At 64.3% G+C, this 19,933-nt stretch carries 16 protein-coding genes, 1 tRNA gene and 1 pseudogene; 5 read left to right on the top strand and 13 right to left on the bottom strand.

Annotation, left to right across the window (positions count from 1 at the left end; translation table 11 throughout):
- Nucleotides 1–118: 118 nt before the first annotated feature.
- From ACIA75_RS09840 to ACIA75_RS09825, 4 genes are all read right to left on the bottom strand, one after another.
- Nucleotides 119–1,393 (bottom strand): alpha/beta hydrolase, encoded by a 1,275-nt coding sequence (locus ACIA75_RS09840; protein WP_397101983.1) that lies wholly within the window; start codon nt 1,391–1,393, stop codon nt 119–121.
- On the bottom strand, nt 1,390–2,334 hold the full coding sequence (locus tag ACIA75_RS09835; protein WP_397101981.1) for a fumarylacetoacetate hydrolase family protein: 945 nt from the start codon (nt 2,332–2,334) through the stop codon (nt 1,390–1,392). Before ACIA75_RS09835 ends, ACIA75_RS09840 begins: the two co-directional genes overlap by 4 nt.
- Before the next feature lie 45 nt (nt 2,335–2,379).
- Nucleotides 2,380–3,399, bottom strand: coding sequence for a VOC family protein (locus tag ACIA75_RS09830; RefSeq protein ID WP_397101979.1), 1,020 nt, complete (start codon nt 3,397–3,399; stop codon nt 2,380–2,382).
- Nucleotides 3,400–3,912: 513 nt separating this feature from the next.
- Nucleotides 3,913–3,985, bottom strand: a tRNA-Asn gene (locus ACIA75_RS09825).
- A 206-nt stretch (nt 3,986–4,191) separates the two neighbouring features.
- Here ACIA75_RS09825 and ACIA75_RS09820 point away from each other — a divergent pair.
- A complete protein-coding gene (locus ACIA75_RS09820) occupies nt 4,192–4,440 on the top strand; it encodes a hypothetical protein (protein WP_397101977.1) in 249 nt (82 codons plus the stop codon).
- A gap of 60 nt (nt 4,441–4,500) precedes the next feature.
- Here the strand turns inward: ACIA75_RS09820 and dnaG are convergent, their stop codons facing one another.
- From dnaG to ACIA75_RS09800, 4 genes are all read right to left on the bottom strand, one after another.
- Nucleotides 4,501–6,426 (bottom strand): DNA primase, encoded by a 1,926-nt coding sequence (gene dnaG / locus ACIA75_RS09815; RefSeq protein WP_397101975.1) that lies wholly within the window; start codon nt 6,424–6,426, stop codon nt 4,501–4,503.
- 159 nt (nt 6,427–6,585) lie between these two features.
- A complete protein-coding gene (locus ACIA75_RS09810; protein WP_397101973.1) occupies nt 6,586–7,830 on the bottom strand; it encodes a deoxyguanosinetriphosphate triphosphohydrolase in 1,245 nt (414 codons plus the stop codon).
- Between the two features lie 64 nt (nt 7,831–7,894).
- The gene (locus ACIA75_RS09805; RefSeq protein ID WP_397103437.1) at nt 7,895–8,527 is read right to left on the bottom strand and encodes a YdcF family protein; all 633 of its coding nucleotides are present in this window, start codon (nt 8,525–8,527) and stop codon (nt 7,895–7,897) included.
- 141 nt (nt 8,528–8,668) lie between these two features.
- Nucleotides 8,669–8,899 (bottom strand): hypothetical protein, encoded by a 231-nt coding sequence (locus ACIA75_RS09800; protein ID WP_397101971.1) that lies wholly within the window; start codon nt 8,897–8,899, stop codon nt 8,669–8,671.
- 300 nt (nt 8,900–9,199) lie between these two features.
- On the opposite strand from ACIA75_RS09800, the gene ACIA75_RS09795 reads away from it, so the two are divergent.
- Nucleotides 9,200–10,099, top strand: a complete 900-nt coding sequence (locus tag ACIA75_RS09795) for a cutinase family protein (RefSeq protein WP_397101969.1) — start codon at nt 9,200–9,202, stop codon at nt 10,097–10,099.
- Nucleotides 10,100–10,179: 80 nt separating this feature from the next.
- On the opposite strand, the pseudogene ACIA75_RS09790 reads toward ACIA75_RS09795, so the two are convergent.
- Nucleotides 10,180–10,374: pseudogene (locus ACIA75_RS09790) on the bottom strand (MBL fold metallo-hydrolase); the annotation flags it as partial.
- Nucleotides 10,375–10,395: 21 nt separating this feature from the next.
- On the opposite strand from ACIA75_RS09790, the gene ACIA75_RS09785 reads away from it, so the two are divergent.
- Complete coding sequence (locus tag ACIA75_RS09785; RefSeq protein WP_397101967.1) at nt 10,396–11,841, top strand: recombinase family protein; 1,446 nt, start codon at nt 10,396–10,398, stop codon at nt 11,839–11,841.
- 390 nt (nt 11,842–12,231) lie between these two features.
- Here ACIA75_RS09785 and ACIA75_RS09780 read toward each other — a convergent pair whose 3' ends face one another.
- Entirely contained in the window at nt 12,232–12,924 is a 693-nt protein-coding gene (locus ACIA75_RS09780) for a DUF3800 domain-containing protein (protein ID WP_397101965.1), read from the bottom strand.
- A 293-nt stretch (nt 12,925–13,217) separates the two neighbouring features.
- Between ACIA75_RS09780 and ACIA75_RS09775 the strand changes: the two genes are divergently transcribed.
- Nucleotides 13,218–13,976: a helix-turn-helix domain-containing protein gene (locus tag ACIA75_RS09775; protein ID WP_397101963.1), complete on the top strand. Its 759-nt coding sequence runs from the start codon at nt 13,218–13,220 to the stop codon at nt 13,974–13,976.
- A 399-nt stretch (nt 13,977–14,375) separates the two neighbouring features.
- Here the strand turns inward: ACIA75_RS09775 and ACIA75_RS09770 are convergent, their stop codons facing one another.
- A complete protein-coding gene (locus ACIA75_RS09770; protein WP_397101961.1) occupies nt 14,376–15,359 on the bottom strand; it encodes a GTP pyrophosphokinase family protein in 984 nt (327 codons plus the stop codon).
- 422 nt (nt 15,360–15,781) lie between these two features.
- On the opposite strand from ACIA75_RS09770, the gene ACIA75_RS09765 reads away from it, so the two are divergent.
- Nucleotides 15,782–17,212 (top strand): hypothetical protein, encoded by a 1,431-nt coding sequence (locus tag ACIA75_RS09765; RefSeq protein ID WP_397101959.1) that lies wholly within the window; start codon nt 15,782–15,784, stop codon nt 17,210–17,212.
- Between the two features lie 762 nt (nt 17,213–17,974).
- Here ACIA75_RS09765 and ACIA75_RS09760 read toward each other — a convergent pair.
- Together ACIA75_RS09760 and ACIA75_RS09755 are read right to left on the bottom strand one after the other, a co-directional pair.
- The gene (locus ACIA75_RS09760) at nt 17,975–19,585 is read right to left on the bottom strand and encodes a DNA cytosine methyltransferase (RefSeq protein ID WP_397101957.1); all 1,611 of its coding nucleotides are present in this window, start codon (nt 19,583–19,585) and stop codon (nt 17,975–17,977) included.
- Complete coding sequence (locus tag ACIA75_RS09755; RefSeq protein ID WP_397101955.1) at nt 19,582–19,929, bottom strand: hypothetical protein; 348 nt, start codon at nt 19,927–19,929, stop codon at nt 19,582–19,584. The genes ACIA75_RS09760 and ACIA75_RS09755 overlap by 4 nt, the downstream gene beginning before the upstream one ends.
- Between the last annotated feature and the right edge of the window lie 4 nt (nt 19,930–19,933).

Here is a 19,933-nt window from a genome sequence, read left to right as displayed (position 1 = left end):
TGCACCGACGCCGCGCCGGCGATGTTTTCCGCCGAGGCGACCGCCGGAATCGGCGCGTCGCCGTTCTGCCGACGTGGGATCTTCACTTCGTTACTCCTTCACTACGCGGTGACACCGTTCAACTCCTGCGGGGATGCGGAAGATCGACGACTTCGCCTGCGGCGGTGACCAATCGGTGTTCGTCCTCGGCGGGCCTGCCGAGCGCCCGATCGTGTAGCCAGTCGATCGTCAGCCCGCGCCAGTTCGGGCCCAGTGCGGTTGCCGGGCTGTCGGTCATGGAGTGGCGGGCCCCGGCGTAGCGGGTGACCGACGAGGGTGCGGGGCAGATTCGGACGAGTTCATCGACCCAGCGAGTGGGCGATAATTCATCGGACGTGCCGCCGATGACCTGCCACGGAACATCCATCCCCGCGATGAGCGGGCGCAAATCGTAACCGGCGACGAGGTCGTCGAATGCGGCCTCGTCGTCGTAGAGCCCGGCCATCCACATATGCCGGGCTTTGAAGGTCGGCGACGCCTGTTCGAACAATGTCCGGAGGCCTGGTTCGAAAGCCGGCAGGGCGACCGAACAACCGCGGAACACCGGCGATGTGGCCGCGACCTGAGTCATCCAATGCGAGCCGAAACTGGTGCCGGTACAGACCAACCGGTCGTCGTCGACCTCGGGACGCGCACGCAGCCAATCGATCAGCACCCGGCCCGCGTCGATCCAGGCGGTAGGGGTGATATGGACACCCCTGATCGCGGTCTCCCCCTGACCAGGGCCGTCGACGGCGAGGACCGCGAATCCCCGTGCCAGCCACGGGTCGCCCGCGCGGGACACGACGATCTCGCGCGGGGCGTCCATGCCGCCACAGGCCAGCACAGTAGGCAACGGCCCGCTGACACCGGCCGGGCGGTGGAACCAGGCCGCAAGCGCACCGTCACCGAAGGGGATATCGACGCGCTCGACATGGTGATCGGAATGTGCGCCCCAGGCCAGGTAGGCCGCATTCTTGTGGTCGTCGAGCTCACGAACCAGCGATTCGTCGGTCCATACCGGCCAGCACGCCAGCGACCACAGTTGTGCCGCGGCATACCAGTGCACCGCGGCCGTCTGCGGGTGCCCGGCATCCTCGGCCTGCCGCGCGAACCGCTCCCGGCGCCGCGCTACCCCCGTCACGACGGGGACGTGATCATCGAGTTTGTGCACCGCGCCGCGAATAACGGCCATATCCGCCGGAGCGAGCTCGTCGCCGACCGGCCCCAGATGGTAGGCCAGCCGTGGCTGATCGAATTCGATGGTCTGCGCCCGGATCGTCTCGTCGACCAGCCACCGCTGTTCACGGAACCGCCGCGGGCCACTGTGCTCGCCGGGCATGTCATCGCCGCTGATCGGTGTCCGGTCGGTCATGCCGACCTCCACGCACGGATCGGCTGCATCGGGGCGGCCTCGACAATTCGGTTGCGGGTCTCGCCGAGGACATCGACGGTTGTGGTGACCACATCACCCGGCTGGAGTGCCGGACGTACCGCACGGCCGTGCCTGCCCCACAACTCGGCCAGGCATCCGCCGCGACAGGTTCCCGAACCCAGCAGATCGCCCGGCCGGATCTCGGTACCCCGCGACGCGTACGCGGCCAGCGCCGGGAAACTCCATGCCATGTGATCGAGCGTGTCCTCCCCGACCGTTTCCCCGTTGACGGCGACCTCCATCCGGAGGTCGAAGGACGGGCCCGCGGCCCGGGAGGCGAGTTCGTCGGCGGTGACGAAGAACTGACCGAGGGTCGTCGCGGTGTCCTTACCTTTGGCCGGCCCCAAACGCAGCCGCATTTCATGGAATTGGACGTCGCGGGCGGAGAAGTCGTTGATCACGACATATCCGGCGATGTGCTCGGCTGCGTCCTCGACGCTCAGGTCACGACCGGCCGCGCCGATTACCGCGCCGACCTCGAGTTCGAAGTCGAAGTCGGTGCAGCCCGGTGCGATCGGCACGTCCGCGTAGGGGCCGGTGATGGCGTAGGGGTTGGAGAAGTAGAACGTCGGGATCTCCCAGAACTCCGCGGGCACGGTGGCGTTCGGGTCCATCAGCTTCACCACTCCCTCCGTATGGGCAGGAAATGTCGAGAAATCCCGGAACGTCGGCGGGTCCAGCGGTGCCAGCAGCACCGCGTCGGCCAGGCCGGTCACCGTCCTCCGCTGTGCCAGGGCCCGGTCGGCGACGTCGTGGATTCTGCCTCGGTCGCCGAGCAGAGCCGCCAGTCCGGTCTGCGGCTCGAGGTCGACGAGCAGGTCCCCCTCCGCGAGCACGGCCAGGATGGGCCCGTCGTCGGACTGCCGACGTGCGATTTTCACTTCGTTACTCCTTCATACGACGACACCGGGTGGAAGCGGCGCAGGTCAGCCCTGTCCAGGAGTCGAGTAAGGATTGAGCAGCTCGGCTTTCATCTCCTCCGACGCTCCCTCCTCCGTCGCCGTGAAACCTTCGGCGAAGGGGAAGGACTCGGTCATCGAATGCGGCATGGCGCCGTTGCGGTACAGGTTGTTCGAGCCTTCGGACGGCTTCCAGGTATGCGGTTCCCAGTCCGGCACGTAATTGCGGTATCCGCCCGAATTCAATTCGATACGCATCGAACTCGGCTCACGGAAGTACAAGAAGTTCTGTTCCCCGATGCCGTGGATGGAAGGCCCGTACTCCATGGCGGTGCCGCGTTCCATCAGCACATCCGCGCACACCAGCAGCTCCTGATAGGTGTCCACCCAGAACGCGACATGGTTGATACGGCCGGCGAGCTCCGAGGTGTCGAGCACCACCCCGAGATCATGCGACTTCTCGTTGGTCGTCAGAACACCGAAAACGGTGATGGGCGCTTCCTCGAGATCGGTGAAGGCCATCGTGCGGAATCCCAGCACTTCGGAGTACCAGGCGCAGAAACCGCGCACATCGGTCGCCGCGATCGTGACGTGATCCAGGAACCGGGGAGCCCCGGCATGCGCGGAACGCTTCTCCGGCCGGTCCGGATAGATCGACTTGAATTCCGGTTCCGCGCTGAACTTTTCCACGTCGTAGAACAGGCGCATCGGGTGACCGTAGGGCCCCGTGAACTCGTAAGCCCTGCCGAACCCGAACGCCCCGGTGGTCCACTCCCCCGTGATTCCGGCGGCCTCGATACGCTCGGCCACCTGCTCGAGCGCCTCAGCACTGGTCGTACGCCACGCCATCCGCTGCAACGTCGGCTCGGGGCCTTCGACGAGGACCAGGCTGTAGGTGTAGTAGTCACCCCAGCACCGCAGATACACGCGACCATCGACCTCATGGATAGCCCGCATCCCGAACTGCTCGACATAAAAACGCGCTGACGCGGCGACATCCGGGGTGGTGATTTCGACGTGGCTGAGGTGAGCCAGCAGGTGAGACACGATTCTGTCCTTATCGACGGTTCGACTGACTGTGGTCCGAGTCACCAGTGTCAGGGCGATTCGCCGAATGGGGAACCGGGTCTCACGGATACCAACTATCTACCCGGTGGATAGTTTTGGCTCCGCCGGTCCCGGCGAGCGACCGTTCGAAGCCATCCGGGCAGCGCACCTTCGCCACCCCCGGCACCGAACCACCACCACTGCCCCGGCGCCCAGTCAGCGCGCCCGCTACCGCGCCATGGTCCGCCTCGGCCGGCCCGCTCCCGCCACAGCCACCATTCGGAACTCCGGTGTGGGCTCACCGGCCGCCTGAACCCTGCCCGCGGCGGGGTTGCGTCCAGCGTTGCGCGTCCGCAGAGTCAGGGCCACCTCCAGGGGCACGAACCCGGAAAACGATCGCCATGGCGTTCGACTGCAATAAAAGTTCGGAGCGGAAACCTTGGTGTATTTTTGGTGATCGGCCAAAAGAAAAACAGGTCAAGCCTGAATATCTGGCCTGACCTGCTGCTTCTGCTCCCCCAACTGGACTCGAACCAGTAACCTGCCGATTAACAGTCGGCTGCTCTGCCAATTGAGCTATAGGGGATTGCTCGGTGGTCTCGCCCGTTCCGGGCTGACCGAGGTGAAACTTTAGCGTATGGGTGGGTGCGCGCCCAAATCGCGGGGTCGAGCTCGGGAGACGAGGCGAATGGGGGCTCGAGCGGCGGGTCTGGGCGTGGCGTCGGATCGACAGGTGTCGGTGTGGTCGGGCAGGATGGGGCAGCACGGACTACTGGGAGGAGCTCGACCCTGATGCTGCGGTTGATCATCGGTATCGCTGCCGGTTATGTGCTGGGCAGTAAGGCCGGGCGGGCGCGCTATGAGCAGATCAGTGCCAGTGCGCGTGCCGTCGCGGGGAGCCCGGTGACCCGCAAGCTGGTGCTGGTGAGCCGGCAGCGGCTAGCGGACAAGTTGAGCACCCAGCCGAAGCTGGAGCCGATGGAGCCGTTGGACGAGCGGACCACCGTGATGGTGCCGCACGATCAGTTGCGCCGGCGCTAGGCGGACCTCCGAACCCACTCCTGCCCGCGCGGACGGATGCGCTTCGGGTCGGCTCGGGGCTCAGGCTGTGGAGGCGAAGTCGCCGCTGCCCATGGCCTGATCCAGCAGGCTCTTGCGGTACTGCTCCAGGGCCACCAGGTCGCCGAACAGCGCCATGTAGGTGTCGGAATCGTCAGTGGAGGAGACGCGGTGCAGGCGGGACTTCAGTTCCGCTATCTGCCGGCCGACCAGCCCGGCCTGGGCGTTGGCGAGGACACCGGTAATGAAGCGCGGGATGTCGTTCGTGGTTTTCACCGGCAGCGGTTCGCTCGCCAGTTCGGAGACCAGGGCACGGAGGGTGAGGTCGTCGGTGCAGTCGGTGATCGCGCCGATCCAGTCGGCGCCCGCCAGCCCGCTGGACGCCCCTCCCGCTTCGGCCATCAGGGTGCGCACGGCAGCGTAGGCCGGGTGCGTGAAAGCGTCGGCTTCCAGGGCGTCGAAGGCGGGGCCGGCGATCTCCGGGTACTGGAGTCCGGCGGTGAGAGCCTGGCGCTGGGACCGCAGCACTGGGTCGCGCGGGTCCGGGTAGGCGGCCGGCTGAGTGGGCCCGGACTGTTCGGCGCGGGGACCGCGGGTGGGGGCGGCAGCGGCGCCGCGGAGTTTGCGAGCCTCCTCGTCGACGCGGCGGTAGACGAGCTGCGGATCCTGCCAGCCCGTCCATTCGGCGAGCTGGGTGGCATAGCGTTTGCGCAGGCCGTGGTCTTTGATTTGGGCGACGATGGGCACCGCCCAGCGCATCACCTCGACCTGACTGTCGTAGGTGAGGGCATGGGTGCGGCTGTCCTCGCGTTTGGCGATTTCCTGGCGCAGCGCGAAATCGAAGAGCGGTTCGCGGCGGGCGACCAGATCGCGCAGGGCGGCGTCGCCCGAGCGCTGACGCATTTCACACGGATCCTGCCCATCCGGCGACACCACCACATAGGTCTGCCCGGCCACTTTCTGGTCGCCGAGGAAAGCCTTCAGGGCAGCGGCCTGACCGGCGGCGTCACCGTCGAAGGTGAAGATGATCTCGCCGCGCCAGAAGTTGTCGTCCATCAGCAGGCGGCGCAGGATCGCCAGATGGTCGTCGCCGAACGCGGTGCCGCAGGCGGCGACGGCGGTTTTCACCCCGGCCAGGTGCATGGCCATCACATCGGTATAGCCCTCGACCACTACGGCCTGATGCCCCTTGGCTATTTCCCGTTTGGCATGGTCGAGACCGAACAGCACCTGAGACTTCTTGTACAGCAGGGTTTCCGGGGTGTTGACGTACTTTCCCGGCATGGTGTCGTCTTCGAAGAGTTTGCGGGCGCCGAAACCGATCACATCGCCGCCCAGGTTCCGGATCGGCCACAGCAGCCGCCGGTGGAATCGGTCGATCGGCCCGCGCCGGCCCTGCCGGGACAGGCCGGCGGCCTCGAGTTCTTTGAACTCGAAACCCTTGTTCAGCAGGTGTTTGGTGAGGGTGTCCCAGCCGTCGGGGGCGTAACCGCAGCCGAACTGGGTCCACGCGGCCTCGTCGAAGTTGCGGTCGGTGAGGTATTTGCGGGCCACCGTGGCGTCGGGGCCGCGCAGCCGGGCCGCATAGAACTCCTGCGCGGCGGCATTGGCGGCGACCAGCCGGCTGCGGGTGCCGCGGTCGCGCTGCACCGAGGTGCCGCCACCCTCGTAGTTGATCCGGTACCCGACCCGGTCGGCAATCTGCTCGACGGCTTCGACGAAACCGATGTGCTCGATCTTCTGGATGAAGGCGAAGACATCGCCGCCCTCACTGCACCCGAAACAGTGGAACAGGCCGTGGTTGGGGCGGACATGGAAGGACGGTGATTTCTCGTCGTGGAACGGGCACAGGCCCTTCATCGAATCGGCGCCGCCGCGTTTGAGCGCCACGTATTCACCGACCACATCCTCGATCCGGACACGCTCCCGAATGGCGGTGATATCGCGAGCTGGTATTCGTCCGGTCACGCGTCGAGTCTAGGCGATACCTCCGCGTCCGCTCCGGCCGTGCGCACCCTGCGATACCTCCGCGTCCGCTCCGGCCGTGCGCACCCAGCGATACCTCCGCGTCCGCTCCGGCCGTGCGCACCCTGCGATACCTCCGCGTCCGCTCCGGCCGTGCGCGGTTCACAGGTCGGCGGCGACACGTTCGAGACGGCTCTCGGTGTAGGAGGCGATCTGGTCGACGATCACGCGCACCCGGGCGGTGTCGTCGGCGGCGGCGGTCCACCAGGGCTGCAGAATCGGGTCGAGCACGGCCGGTCCGGTGGCCAGCAGATGTTCGGCGACGGCCGTCAGCCGGTCCCGCTGATCGGCCTGGCGCAATTTGTGGTCAGGGTCGGACATGACGTAGCGCAGCGCGACCGTCTTGAGGATGGCGACCTCGGCAGCCGCGACGGGCGGCACCTCCAGGTCGGCGGAGTAGCGGGCCGGCGGTCCCGGCGCGGCCGCCCGGGTCGCCACGACCGCCGCGTTGGCGAAACGACCCACGAGTTCGCTGGTGAGCCGCTTCAACGCGACCGAACTGCGGAGCGTGCCGTCGTAGCTGAAGACATCGGTGACCACCGGCAGCTCCGACAGCCGCTGTGCCGCCGCCACCAGATCGTCGACCGACAGACCGCGATGCTGGACATGCCCCAGTTCGGCGAGGGCCAGCCGCTCCACCGGGTCCGCCAGCGCCCGCAGGTCGATCCGGCCGGCGATGATCCCGTCCTCCACATCGTGCACGGAGTAGGCGACATCGTCGGACCAGTCCATGACCTGGCACTCCAGGGCCGGCCGCCGCTCCGGGGCGCCCTTGCGAACCCAGGCCAGCCGGTCGGCGTCCACCTCGTAGGCGCCGAATTTGCCGCCGGGTTCGGTGCGCTGCCACGGATATTTGACGCATGCGTCGAGGGCGGCGCGGGTGAGGTTGAGGCCCGCACTGCTGCCGTAGGAATCGAGGACCTTCGGTTCGAGCCTGGTCAGGATGCGCAAGTTCTGGGCGTTGCCCTCGAACCCGCCGTGCTCGGCGGCGAAGATATCGAGGGCTTTCTCGCCGTTGTGCCCGTAGGGCGGGTGGCCGATATCGTGCGCCAGCCCCGCGAGTTCGGCCAGGTCGGGATCGCAGCCGAGTCCGTCGGCGATACCGCGGCCGATCTGCGCGACCTCCAGGGAATGGGTCAGCCGGGTTCGTGGCGTGTCACCGTCACGGGGTCCCATGACCTGGGTTTTATCCGCCAGGCGCCGCAGCGCCGCCGAATGCAGCACCCGGGCACGGTCGCGCGCGAATTCGCTGCGATGCCCGTTACCGGCGGCGCCGGCATCGACCAGACCGGCCGTTTTGGGGGCCTCGGTGACCAGGCGTTCCCGGTCGTGCTCGGTGTAGCTCATCGGCCAAGTCTGCCACCCGGGAGTGACGGGTCAGCGTGTTCGACCGCACCGGCGAGTGAAGGTTTCACTGCCCGGCGGTGTAGGTGAAATCCGCCGAGAAATGGGTGAGCTGGTACCAGAGCAGGGCCGCGGTTTCCCGGGCGATTCCGTGCGCCTGGGATTCGCGGGTGTAGACGGCGGGACCGGTGCGGGTGGGCGCGGTCCACGCGTCGAGCCCGGCGTCACGAGCCATGGTGCGGGTCCGCAGCGAATGCCACGGGTCGCTGACCAGCACGGCGGACTCGAGCCCGCGCTCCCGCATCGCCACCGCCACCGCTTCGATACTGCGCAAGGTATCGGACCCGGTTTCCACCGCGAGGACGGCATCCTCGGGGACACCCGCGTCCGTGAGGTACATCTTCCCGGACGCCGCCTCGGTGTACAGGTCACCTTCCTGTTTCCCGCCGACCGTGATCACCAGATCCGAGACGCCCTGCTCGTACAGCTTCTCCGCCTGGTAGAGCCGGGCCTCGAACACCGACGACGGGGTCCCCGAATATTGGGCCGCGCCCAGCACCACGATGGCGTCGGCGGGCGTGTAGTCCTCGATCCGCGCCACCTGCCACACCCGGACACCGGTACCCAGCACCAGCACCAGCCCGACCAGCACAGCACCGGCCAGTAGCCGGCCGCCCCAGCGCAGGACGGCGGCGCCGATCCCGCGCGCAGCACCGGAACCGGGCCGCGAGGCCGGTCGTGTACGCACTTGTGCCCGAGTCACGCCATAAGTCTGCCAGGCAGGTTTCGGCCCCTGGACGGGGCGCGCCGCGGCGCCGGGACCGGACCGGCCAGGAGACGGTCAGCGTTTCCCCTGGTCGCAGCCATAAGAGTGGCGCACCTGGCGCCCGGCCCACCGCGGAAGCCGGGCCTCGGCGCCGCAGACCCCGGCCGGGTTATCGCCCGAATCGTTATCAGCTTCGCCCGGCACGGCGATCACCCGCCCCGGTGCGCGACCGGGCACCATCACCGCCGGCCGGGTACCGGAATCCGGTAGCCCTGCTGCCGTGCCGGGGATGCGTACGTATCCCACTACCGGCCAGTATTTTTCGTGTGTCGAATCGGTGCGGTGCCGACAGGCCACGATCGGATGATGAATATCCCGTTGATCAGGGCCGAACACCGGTAGATTATGCTGCCGACACGGGCGGCGATGTGCTTGGCTGTTCGTCGGCGAGATCTGCTGCGTCGCCAGTCGTTCCAGCGGCGACCGCGGACCGTACATTACTTATGCGTCGAGTCGCAATGATGCGGCATGCCCGTCGACTGTTTTGGGAAGCCTGGGAACAGGTGAACGGCCAGTGGCCGTCTCGGTGAGCACATGGAGAACATAATGCCTGGATGGAAGAAAGCCGCCGCCGGTGTGGCGGTTACCCTCGCCACTGTCCTCGCCCCCGCGGCGGCTACACCCGCCCAGGCCACGCCGGCGCACTGCCCGGGTCTATATGTCGTCGCGATCCCCGGCACCTGGGAGACCTCGAAAGCCGACCCCGGCAAGGGAATGCTCGCCGCGGTCGCAGACGACCTGCCCAACGGCGCCTACGCCGACTACGTCGCCTACACCGCGACAGCTTTCCCCTGGGAGGGCGAGGTCTACGGCCGCTCCAAGAACGAGGCGATCGCCGGGGCGCGCGGCATGATCTCCGAGGTCGCGGGACGCTGCGGCAACACCCGGTTCGCCCTGCTGGGTTACAGCCAGGGCGCCGACGCCGCGGGTGATCTCGCCGCCGAAATCGGCACCGGGCTGGGCATTGTCCCGGCCGACCGGGTCGCGCTGGTCGGGCTGATCGCCGATCCGCGTCGCTCCCCCACCGACAACCTGATCGGTCCGGCGGTGCCCGGCGCCGGAGCGGGCGGCCCCCGGCTGACCGGTTTCGGCTGGCTCAGCAACCGCACCTACAGCTTCTGCGCCGTCGGCGATCTGTACTGCTCAACCCCGGAAGGTGATTTCGCCGCCCGGATCGCCGGGTTCTTCGCCCAGGTGTCGAATGCCGATCCCGCCCAGTTCGGTAACTACCATTCGCTGGGTCTCGAACTGCTCAACGACGCGCTGGCCGCCGGCGGGATCGGCCTGCTGCACGACCAGCTCAACGGTGCCGCCTACGAGGAACGCAAGCAGCAGATCGACGATTTCGTGAAATCCGGAATCCACCAGAGCTACCCGCACTACCGGGTCGCCGGCAGCGCCACCGCCCTGACCTGGCTGCGCGGGCAGCTGGCCGGCCTGGCCTGAGGCCCCGCCCGCGCCCGATGCACGAAGGAGGCCATCGGCCTACGGCACGACCGCAACCCGATCGTGCCGTAGGCCGGTGGTCACCAGCCCCGGCTCTTCCATTCGGCCAGCTGCGGCCGTTCGGCGCCGAGGGTGGTGTCGTCACCGTGGCCGGGGTAGACGACCGTGTCGTCGCCGTACCGGCCGAACAGTTTGGTGGTCACATCGTCGAGCAGGGTCGTGAAGTCCTCCGGGCGCCAGGTTTTCCCGACCCCGCCCGGAAATACGGGCGGTCCTCAGCGGGTAACATAGCCATCATGGCAGGTAGGGCGGCTGTTTACTGTCGAATCTCCGAGGATCCGCGGAGCACTGAGAAAGGCATCGCGCGCCAACGCGAAGACTCGATACGCCTCGCCGAATCGCGGGGATGGCAGGTCCTGCGGGTGTTCACCGACAACGATATCTCGGCGTTGAAGGGGAACAAGCACCGCAAGGACTACGAGGCCATGCTCGAAGCGGCTGCGCGCGGAGAGTTCGACCACATCGTTGCGTACGGCCTGTCTCGCCTGTGGCGGAACCGGCGCGAACGCGCCCATGCGATCGACGTACTGTCGAAGGCCCGTGTGGGCATCGCTCTGGTCAAGGGCTCTGATATCGACCTGACGTCCGCGGCCGGCCGGATGTATGCCGGAGTGCTCGGCGAATTCGATACCGCGGAGTCGGAAATCAAGGGCGAGCGGATTGCCCGCGCGGCACAGCAGCGCGCAGAGGAAGGCCGGGCCAACGGGCATGTCGCTTACGGGTGGCAGCGCGTCTATCATCGGGACACCGCAGGCAACGTACTGAGCTGGGAAGACATCGAAGATCCGGAAGCGGCACGAGTCGTCCGTGGAATAGTCGCGGATCTGCTGGCCGGCCTATCGCTGAAAGCCATCGTCAAGCGTTTGAACGAAGACGGCGCCCCTACCCCTAAGGGAAAGGGCCGCTGGATTTCTTCAACGGTCCGGAAGTTGGCTCTACGCAGGATGAACATTGCGGTAAGGACTCACCGCGGTCAGGAGTACCCGGCCGCCTGGCCGTCGATAGTGGATCGCAACGACCACGACCGTGTGACCGCCTTGCTCACCGCTCCTGGCCGTTCGACGACAAAGAGCGGAGCTCGGCGGCACTTGCTGTCCTTCGGGATCGGTCGATGCGGCGTGTGTGACTCCACACTCCGAGTCGTCAGTCGCGGTGGTCCACACGTTCTATATGCCTGCCCGACAGGCCGCGGATGTGTAGGTCGCCGGGTGGAATGGGTGGACGAGTTCGTTGCGCAGGTCGTCTGCAAGAGGCTGACGCAACCCGATGCACGCGATTTGTTCGCCCGGGATGACACGGCTGGCCAAGAGGCAAGGTCCCGGGCAGATGCCATCCGGTCGCGGCTCGACAGTGCAGCAGACGCGTTCGCAGACGGAGCGATCGACGCCCAGCAACTCTCGCGGATCACGGCGAAACTGAAGCCGGAACTTGCCGCGGCGGAGGCTGATGCAACTCGGGCCACGGCCGGGTTGGACGGCGAACTGCTGTCAGAAATCACGACGAGCGACGCCCGACAGGTCTGGGACGGCCTCGTTGTCACACAGCAGATCGCAGTGCTGAGTGCCCTGGGTATTCGTGTAACGATCCTTCCAGCCCGCGGTGGACCTGGTTTCAAACCCGAAGGAGTCCGCATCGACTGGAACGAATACGACTCAGTGTTCGAGTTCAAGGGCCCCCGCTGATCGCCCCTTCCTGCCAGCCACCACATTCACGGACGCCGGCCTTTACCGGCGCCGCAACTGTCAGCGATCTGCGTGTGCGCACCCCTTCACATGCTCCGGGGTGGAACCCCAGCCAGTTCTCTATTTCGGTGATCGACAGCAATGGATTATGAGGTCAAACACTCCGAACTATGTGCTGACCAGCGGAGATAGTGCACATCGACCAGCAAAAACACAAAATACATTGCTGTCGGATCGACCCATCCACCTGAACCCAGCCGAGTCGAGGTCGGGCGCGTCTGGATCGACCCGCAGAAGCTGCAGGTTCCATCTGGAAGCTACACGGCATACCGTGTAGGATGATTCATGCGGACCCGCCCCACACACGTGGATTGGCGGGTCTAGCTGTATCTAGAGGGCAACCGGCCCTCCCTCGGGGTCGGACGGTGATAGGTAGTTGTTGTACCAGTCAGCGCCATACTTGTTCCCACTATGGGGGTTGAGCTGGATATACGCGGCGTACGCGACTAGATCGGCAGCCTGGATCCACTGCGAGGTCTTGGAGTCGTGAAACATCGGATCCTCGATAATGTGCCTAGTGTCGAGCTTGAGGTCGCGATGAGCGTTGAAGTAACTACGGTCCGTACCGTTTCCGTCCATATTCACAACACCGAAGGAGCCGGTAGCGGCTAGCTCAGCATCCCAGCGCCGGACAAGCGCAGTGTAGGTGGCGGCTTTCTCCTGGTAGTAGGCCCGCCCTCGCGCCGTCGTTCGTCGGTAGACGGCACCAACCCGAATGTCGGGGCAGTCCCGGATGGCTTCCAGACACGATACCGCCACGGCCCGGCCCAGCGTTTTCCATTGCGTCTGGGGCAAGTTGGTCGAGATCCGGTGCCGGCCGTTGATAAATTTCGTTGAGTGTAGTTCCTGCGAAGGCGGTACCCCATGGTCCGCATACAGACGTTTACGAAGCTCCAACCACGCCCGCAGCGCCCGCCGCCATTCCGACGGAGAACACTCCACCCAGCCGTAGACGATCCAGCCAGTGCCCTCCGCGCCGGAGTCATCAACGTAGATGAGCCGAAGATCAGACGGATCTTTCACGACTGGACCGAACCTTTCGCGAGAACTGCTTCGAACTTGATGGCACCCGCACTCCTACTGCAGAGGTACAGGGCTGCGGTCTCCACAGTTCGGGCAGTCAGCGTCGGCCTGGAACCTCCCCCGCGTGATCAACCCGTGACAAGGGTACTGCGACACTGCTTGCAAGTACAAGTGCACGCTCGAATGTGATTTCATCTTGGCACTTTTGCCAGCTCAGATCATGTTTCTTGCTGCGAGCCATATGCTGTCACATATGAGATTCATATCTAAACAGGAATGATAGGCTGGGTGGCATGTATCCGATCGCCAAACCACACTCGCTCCGACGGTTACGAAGAGAACGCCAGATCTCCCAAGGAGAGATGGAAAAGCGCGCAGGCATCTCCCAGTCTGCGATCGTCAGCACCGAACGCGCTCACGATCCGCGCTTGTCGACCATCGAGCGCTTCGTCGAGGCGCTCGGCGGCCGGCTGATCGTCTTCGCGGCCTTCGACGAAACCAACTATCCCCTTACTTTCCCGCGTACGCCTCAGACGTCCGCCACCACAGCATCCGAGCAATCTCCGGCCTGGCGCATCCGCGCTTGGGACGATCCTCGGCTAGCCGAGCGCTTCCTCAATGATGGGATCGTCGCTATCAGCGAGGACGATATCGGCCGAGCAGTAACCGAATTCAGTACCGACAAGGGGTTACGCCGCAAGATTCAACAAAAACACCCCGGCCGATCGGAGAACGCGCTAGGCACCTTCGTCACCTACTGGCGACACTTCAGCCGGAACATGAAAGTTGGTGAGACCATCGTCCTGGCCTACCGCGAACGAGGTGGCGCGCTCAAAGCCGCTATCGGCACAGTAACTGGTGAGTACGAGTACCTGGCTCACGAATCCGACGAACGCTTGCGCCACCGTCGAACCGTCCGTTGGAGTCTCGTCATCGACCGCCACCAGCTCGATACCGACCTGCGCAGGACAGTCGATGCGCCAGGCACTATCGGTCGCTTCGGGGCAACCGACGCCCACATCCGACTCGCCTCGCTGACTACACATCCCTAAAGAGCGAGGTAGACCCCCGATTCGCCGCAAAATCCTGCCTTGCCCCGGGCAGATTTGGCAGTCACTGCAGGAAGTCGACAGCCCTGTTACCTCACCGAGCGCCTATCACAACCGCCCCACCGACACACGAGCGGAGAGTTGACGTTCGGGCATGAATAATGTGCTCACACACTCCAAACAGTGCGCTGCCGAGTCCGATCAATACCAGTGACGAGCACAACGCAAATACATTTGCTGTAGCGGCATCCGGTCGGACCGAGCGCAAACAACCGATCCGCGCAACTGGTACCCATAACCCAATCTGGCAGATACCGGTTCACTGTGCTCGCAGTTGATCCGAACAAGCCTATCGTCGCGGTCGCCAAACGGGTGAAGTGGAGATAAACAGGAACGCATATTTTATTCCTCCAACTCCCTTGTTACCTTGAAACCCGGGAATGCAATACCCATTATTTGGCGCGCCATACCCACACGGTTGTACCTGGTCTCATTCATAGTATCAAAATCAAGAGGTGGATCGTCACGTTCTTCCTCAAGGGCATCGTCAAGAGTTTCCTCCACGACCTTTTTAAGCTGGCTAATTCCCGTCACCCCCACGGAGATAATTTCTTCCGCCAAGGCTGAGTACCACCTCATTTTTTCGTCCTCGCGGTCGGGGAATTGCTCAGACAGAAAAGCCTTCAAGGTATTGCGATCGATCTTAATATCAGCCTCTGCTGTAACTTGTCCGCTTGAAGTCTGCAACAGGAGCTCGCGGACATCCTCCTCAGCCTCGACCAAAAGCGCATGACTGCGGTAATTTATCTGCTGAAATGTCTTATCCGCCACATGAAGGAGTCCAGCCAATGCAGAGAAATCTCTGCGTAAATCTGGCGGCAAGCTAAGTTTGTTTTTATATCCGAGCGTGTGTTCTACGACCGCCCACGCGTCTTGCAATATAGTCCGGACCTGAACCTCAAACGTAAGGCCATGCAATCCCTCGTACCGCAAACCTTGATACCGATCCTTGATCGCGCAAAGATAGTGTACCGATTGATAGCCAAATATTTCAGGCTTCGTCTCGTCGGTTTTATCTTCCTTTTCCATGATATCGAACTCGCGACTGATCGCGGATTCAACCTTGTCAATATCATCCACAAACAGACACACCACACGCGCACCCACGATATCCGTCATCTGACCGAAGGGGTTGTGGTAATTCTTTCGGTCGATCTTCTCAAGGAAGCTTGATTTCTTCTTCACCCTTACGCGTATGTCGTGGATCCGAACGTCGGCCAACACGGCACGAAGGGTGTGATCCACTTCTGCTCGCAGACGCTCGAACGTTGGCAAGTGCTCGTCGAACATCGTGTTCCAACTAGATTCGCCAGATACCTTCGTCACTCCACCATTCTCTATGACTCGGCAACCCTAGGGGTGTTAGGGGCGACAGCGGCCTCACGGGCCCTCAACGGCGCCACCTGGGACGCGGTCGCCGTCGTCGCACCCCTCACAGCCGCCGGGATCACCGCACGCAGAGCGGGGCGCGGCATCGACACGTCACCCGTAAACGAACCACCGAAGCACAGTCAGATCTCTTGGCATCGTAACGCTGGAAGATGCTTCAGACGATGATCGCTCGACGAGCATAGATCCTCGGACTGCCCGGGCAGCTAGCCGTCCCTTCACGGATCGAGACGAAAGGCTCCAATGTGAGTTCGTCAAGCAACTCGGCGGCACCGGCAGCTATCCCCAACGACGCCCCCTCCTTCAAGTTCATGCGCTACGCACGTGCGGTTTCGGCAGCAACTGGGCAGCTGTTCCCCATGACGCCAGCGTCCCGACCTATACGTGTCGGACTGGATCTCCGCAAGCTTGGACCTCGGCCCAACGACTATCCCGAGTTTGCAGAAATCCTGAGTAGAAGCGAGGTACAACCTGTACTGCTCACCTACCCCGGCGATGATGGGGCGGTCATACGAGTTTGGCGCAACACCTTCAAGAGTTCTGAGCTCTGGTACTCATCGTTTGCGAGTTTGGAAGACACCGGGAGAACTGCCGACTCTCGTGAGTTCTGGATCACGCGGAAGGACGCGGACGGAGAGCTTGTCCAAAGCAGCCACTGCAATTTCCTTGACTACCCCTCGCTCCTCGTCGCCGCCGGAATACTAAGCGACGAGATCGCTCTGGAGGACCGACACTATGCGGCAGCGTTGGCCGCCGCGGGAATGAAACTGGGCATTGACGTAATAGTGACACTCGCACCATCCCTCGATCGTGTCGACGTTCCGGAAAACGATGTCGTGGCAATGGTGGCTCCGAAGCACCTGGCCGGCGTGTTCGGTCACTACCTGCGGATGACAGGAAGCCGGATACCGCAGAGGGTTGCGCGAGGAAAAACAACGATCTCGACCCAACATCACAGCCTGAAGGACGTCTATGACTGGGGCGTCATCTCCCTGGCCCCCTTCCTCACTAGCCTGGCGCAGGTCGCCTCCACCTTGCAGGAGTTCCAGGCCGTTCAGGAGATCTTGTCGATCCAGGCGCGATTGCGACGAGCCGCGAGATCTCTCGATGAGCTCCTTGCGGCTTTGTCTCGCACCAACGGACACGATGTGAAGCCAGACGATGATTCCCTGGAGTTCGCCAGCGAAGCATTTGATCGTGAGCTCCTTTACCTCGTCGCGGTATTCGACAGCTTCGGTCGAGCGTTTGCTCGTTGGCTTGACCCGGCCGCGGCGGAGACACGCGTGTCACTACATCATAGGAGGTTCTATGAGCAATATGTCGAGCCGTCTTTTCCGCAGCATCCCAACCTTGGCCGTCTCCGCAACCTTCAAGAGTTCAGTTTCGTGTGTGCACGACTTCGAAATCAGATACACAGCGTTTTTAGACCCTCGGAGGCGTTTCCGAGCCAGGGATACGGGAGCAGCGAGTCAGTAGCCATTCGGCTAGATCAGGAGATCCAGGACGTCTTGACGGCGGAACAGGTCGATGCGCTCGGGGTCTGGCGTGCAGACCTGCTTTTCGGGTCCGCCGTTGTGGCCGACCTTGCCACCGCCGGCATCGGGTTCCTCAGGATGACACTCGAGTATGTGGAGCTGTTCTCCAAGATGGTTATGTGCACGGTGCCTACGGACAAACCCAACCGGTTGCCGTTTCTGGGCAAGGTGACGGACACCGGTGCGCCGCTGCCAGCTCCACACGAGAACGAGGTTATGTATAGGAGCCTGTTCGGTTGGGCCGACGTCAGCTAGCTGTGCCATCTCATGAGATTCGTGCCACGGGCCGTGCCTGCAATTCGTCGGTGTCGTGAACCAGCCAGCACACGAAGGCGACCACATGCACGTTCAGATTCGAGTCGACCTCACTGACGGCCACCGATCTGAACCTCGGAATGCCCCTATCGGGGTGACAGTTCGCCGAGCCCACCAACCCTCGCTGTGGTCTACCTCTACGCGACCTCGTGAACGGTGCCACCCCAGCGACCGCCCTCCTCGGGATGTCGCGTACAAAACCGGCGCTGCATACATCGACGGGCACACCTCCTGAGTCGCGTACGCGGCGTAACGGGCGCTTCGAAACGCAACCACCCCGCCAAGCCCGCCCCTTGTGGTCCCCTCCGTCGTGGTCTCTCCTTGTGGTATCTCTCCACTTTGGACTCTTCTCTTTCTCTTCTCTTTCTGTGTTGTTCCTCCTCGCTCTGCTTCCCAACTCTCTATGAACAGCGAAGCCATAGAGAGTTGGGAAGCAGAGCGAGGAGGGGCGACACAGTAAACACCAGCTCAGCTGGTGTTTAGAGTCCAAGGTGCCGGGACTATGACGGGACTTGGCAAGTACCATCATAGTCCCGGCTTTGTCCCGTCAAACTCCCGTCATAGTCCCGGCGGATTCGGAGGTGCGGAAACGCCGGAAGCCCGCCACCGGGACCGGTGGCGGGCTTGCTGGAGACGCTGCTGGCGCGGGTGTTCAGGCCGGAGTCGGCGCGGCCGGTTCCCGGCGGGACGGGCGCCGGCGGGTCATGCGATCGCCGCCGCGGTGTGAAGTACGGCGCGCAGCCGGGAACCGATCCACGCGCCCACGGCCGGGGACACGGCGTTGCCGAACCCGTCGCACTGATCGCGCGCACTTCCCCAGACGATGAACTCGCCCTCGTGCCCAGGGAAGTCGGTGTCAAATCCGCAGCCGCGGCCGACCTCGTGCGGGCCGAGCATCCGGAAGTGGCAGTCCTCGACCGGCAGGTCCGCCAGGGTCGCGGCCCATTCCGCGGTGAGTAGGCCGGGGATCTGCTCGGAGGTGACGGTCGGCATCGGCTCGGCGCTGATGGTCGGTGTGGTGTGTTTGCGGAACGGTATGACGCCGGCCAGCAGCCCGAGGGTCTCGGACGCGAGTGTCGTGGGCAGCGGTGTGCCCACGCTGCGGGGTGCGCCCTGGTAGTTGTTCACGGCGGCGAACAGCAGTGCTTTCTCGTGGGTCGAGGTGGTCGTGTCCATGGGCTGGCTGAGGTGTTTGCCGTCTCCGTTGTGCCGGTGCGCGGCGAATACAGAGCCCGTGCACAGCAGTGCGGTTTCCTGCTGGCTGGTCTGCGTGGCCATCGGCCGCCAGGGGTGGCGTTCCGAGCCGTGCACGCCCTTGGCGGGCATGAGGATCGCTGGGAATTGGGGGAACCGTGCCCGGCAGCGCTCGATCCGCGCCATCGTCGTCGGCCGCAGCGGTTTCTTCCGGTCCCCGATGCGGGTGCCTAGATCGGTGAGATCCAGCGCGTGCAGTGAGGGCGTCATCGGCGGCACCACCGGGCGCCGGCAGCGTGGGCACCGGTAGTTGTACTGGATGCCGTAGCGCACCGTCCCGGCCGGGGGCACGCCGGTCTTCCACGACCACACAGCTTCGACTTCGGTATCGCATGTCGCGCAATGCGTCAGCGGCCGATGTTCCAGGTCCGGAGCGGGCAGGTGCCGGTCCCAGAATGCGATGTAGAGGCGGTCTCTGCTCTGCGGCACCCCGAAGAACTGCGAGTTCAGATACAGGACCCGGTGGTTGTATCCGAGGTGGTCGAACTGCTTGAGCCACCACCGGTATGTGCTGCCGTCGCCGACTTTCGGCCGGTCGGGGAGCGCGGGCCCCCATGAGGTCAGCTCGGTGGTGCATTCGACCAGGATCAGCCTCGGGTGATGGACCTCGGCGTAGTGCAGGACGCAGTTGGCCGTGGCGCGGTCGCGTTCGGAGCGGGTGACCCGAGCATCGAACTCCGGGTCCTCCAGGTCGAACAGCGAAAGGCCCTGCTCGTAGGCTTTTTTCGTGTTGGCCTGCGAGTGGTTGACGCACGAGACCCCAGCGACGAGGAGATCGCCCGCGGGCAGATCCCGAGCGGAGTGGTAGTCGGCGGCCTCCGGGTTCACCAGGTCAGCGATCCAATGCTCGGCGTCCGGGTGGTTGGCCTCGTGAACATCCACTTTGTACGGGTTGTGGTTGGCGGCCATGATCGTGGTGAACCCGGCGATCTCGATGGCCTTGGTGAGGCCACCGAATCCGGAGAACAGGTCGACCGCGATCGGGTCGTCGTGCCGGAATCTGCGGCGGCGCGTGGCCGGCCGATGTGTAGCGGTCCGGATCTTCGTCGGTGCGCTCACGCTGGACTCTTCTCATCGAGGTAGCGCCATTCGATGCGTGTGACCTCGCTGTCTGGTCGGCAACCGCGGTGCGTACCGCAGAAGAACTCGACGAACTCGACGGGAGTCAGCTGCGGGAATCCCTCCGCAATCACGTCGCCGGCGGTGATATCGGACAGGGGCTCACGGCGGGTCGAGAGCACTTCGACGTCGACGATTCGCACCAGGGGCTCCCTGCGCCGGCGCCCCATGACCTTGCGGCACAGGGTGAGCCGGTCACCGGGGCGCAGCATGGTCCAGCCGACACGGCGGGTCACGGTCTTGCTGCGGTCGCGGACCTGGTTCTCGGTCAGGGATACAGACATCAGG

The organism is Nocardia sp. NPDC051750 (assembly GCF_044453135.1).
Lineage (GTDB): Bacteria > Actinomycetota > Actinomycetes > Mycobacteriales > Mycobacteriaceae > Nocardia.
This window is presented reverse-complemented; position numbering and strand designations above follow the sequence as displayed.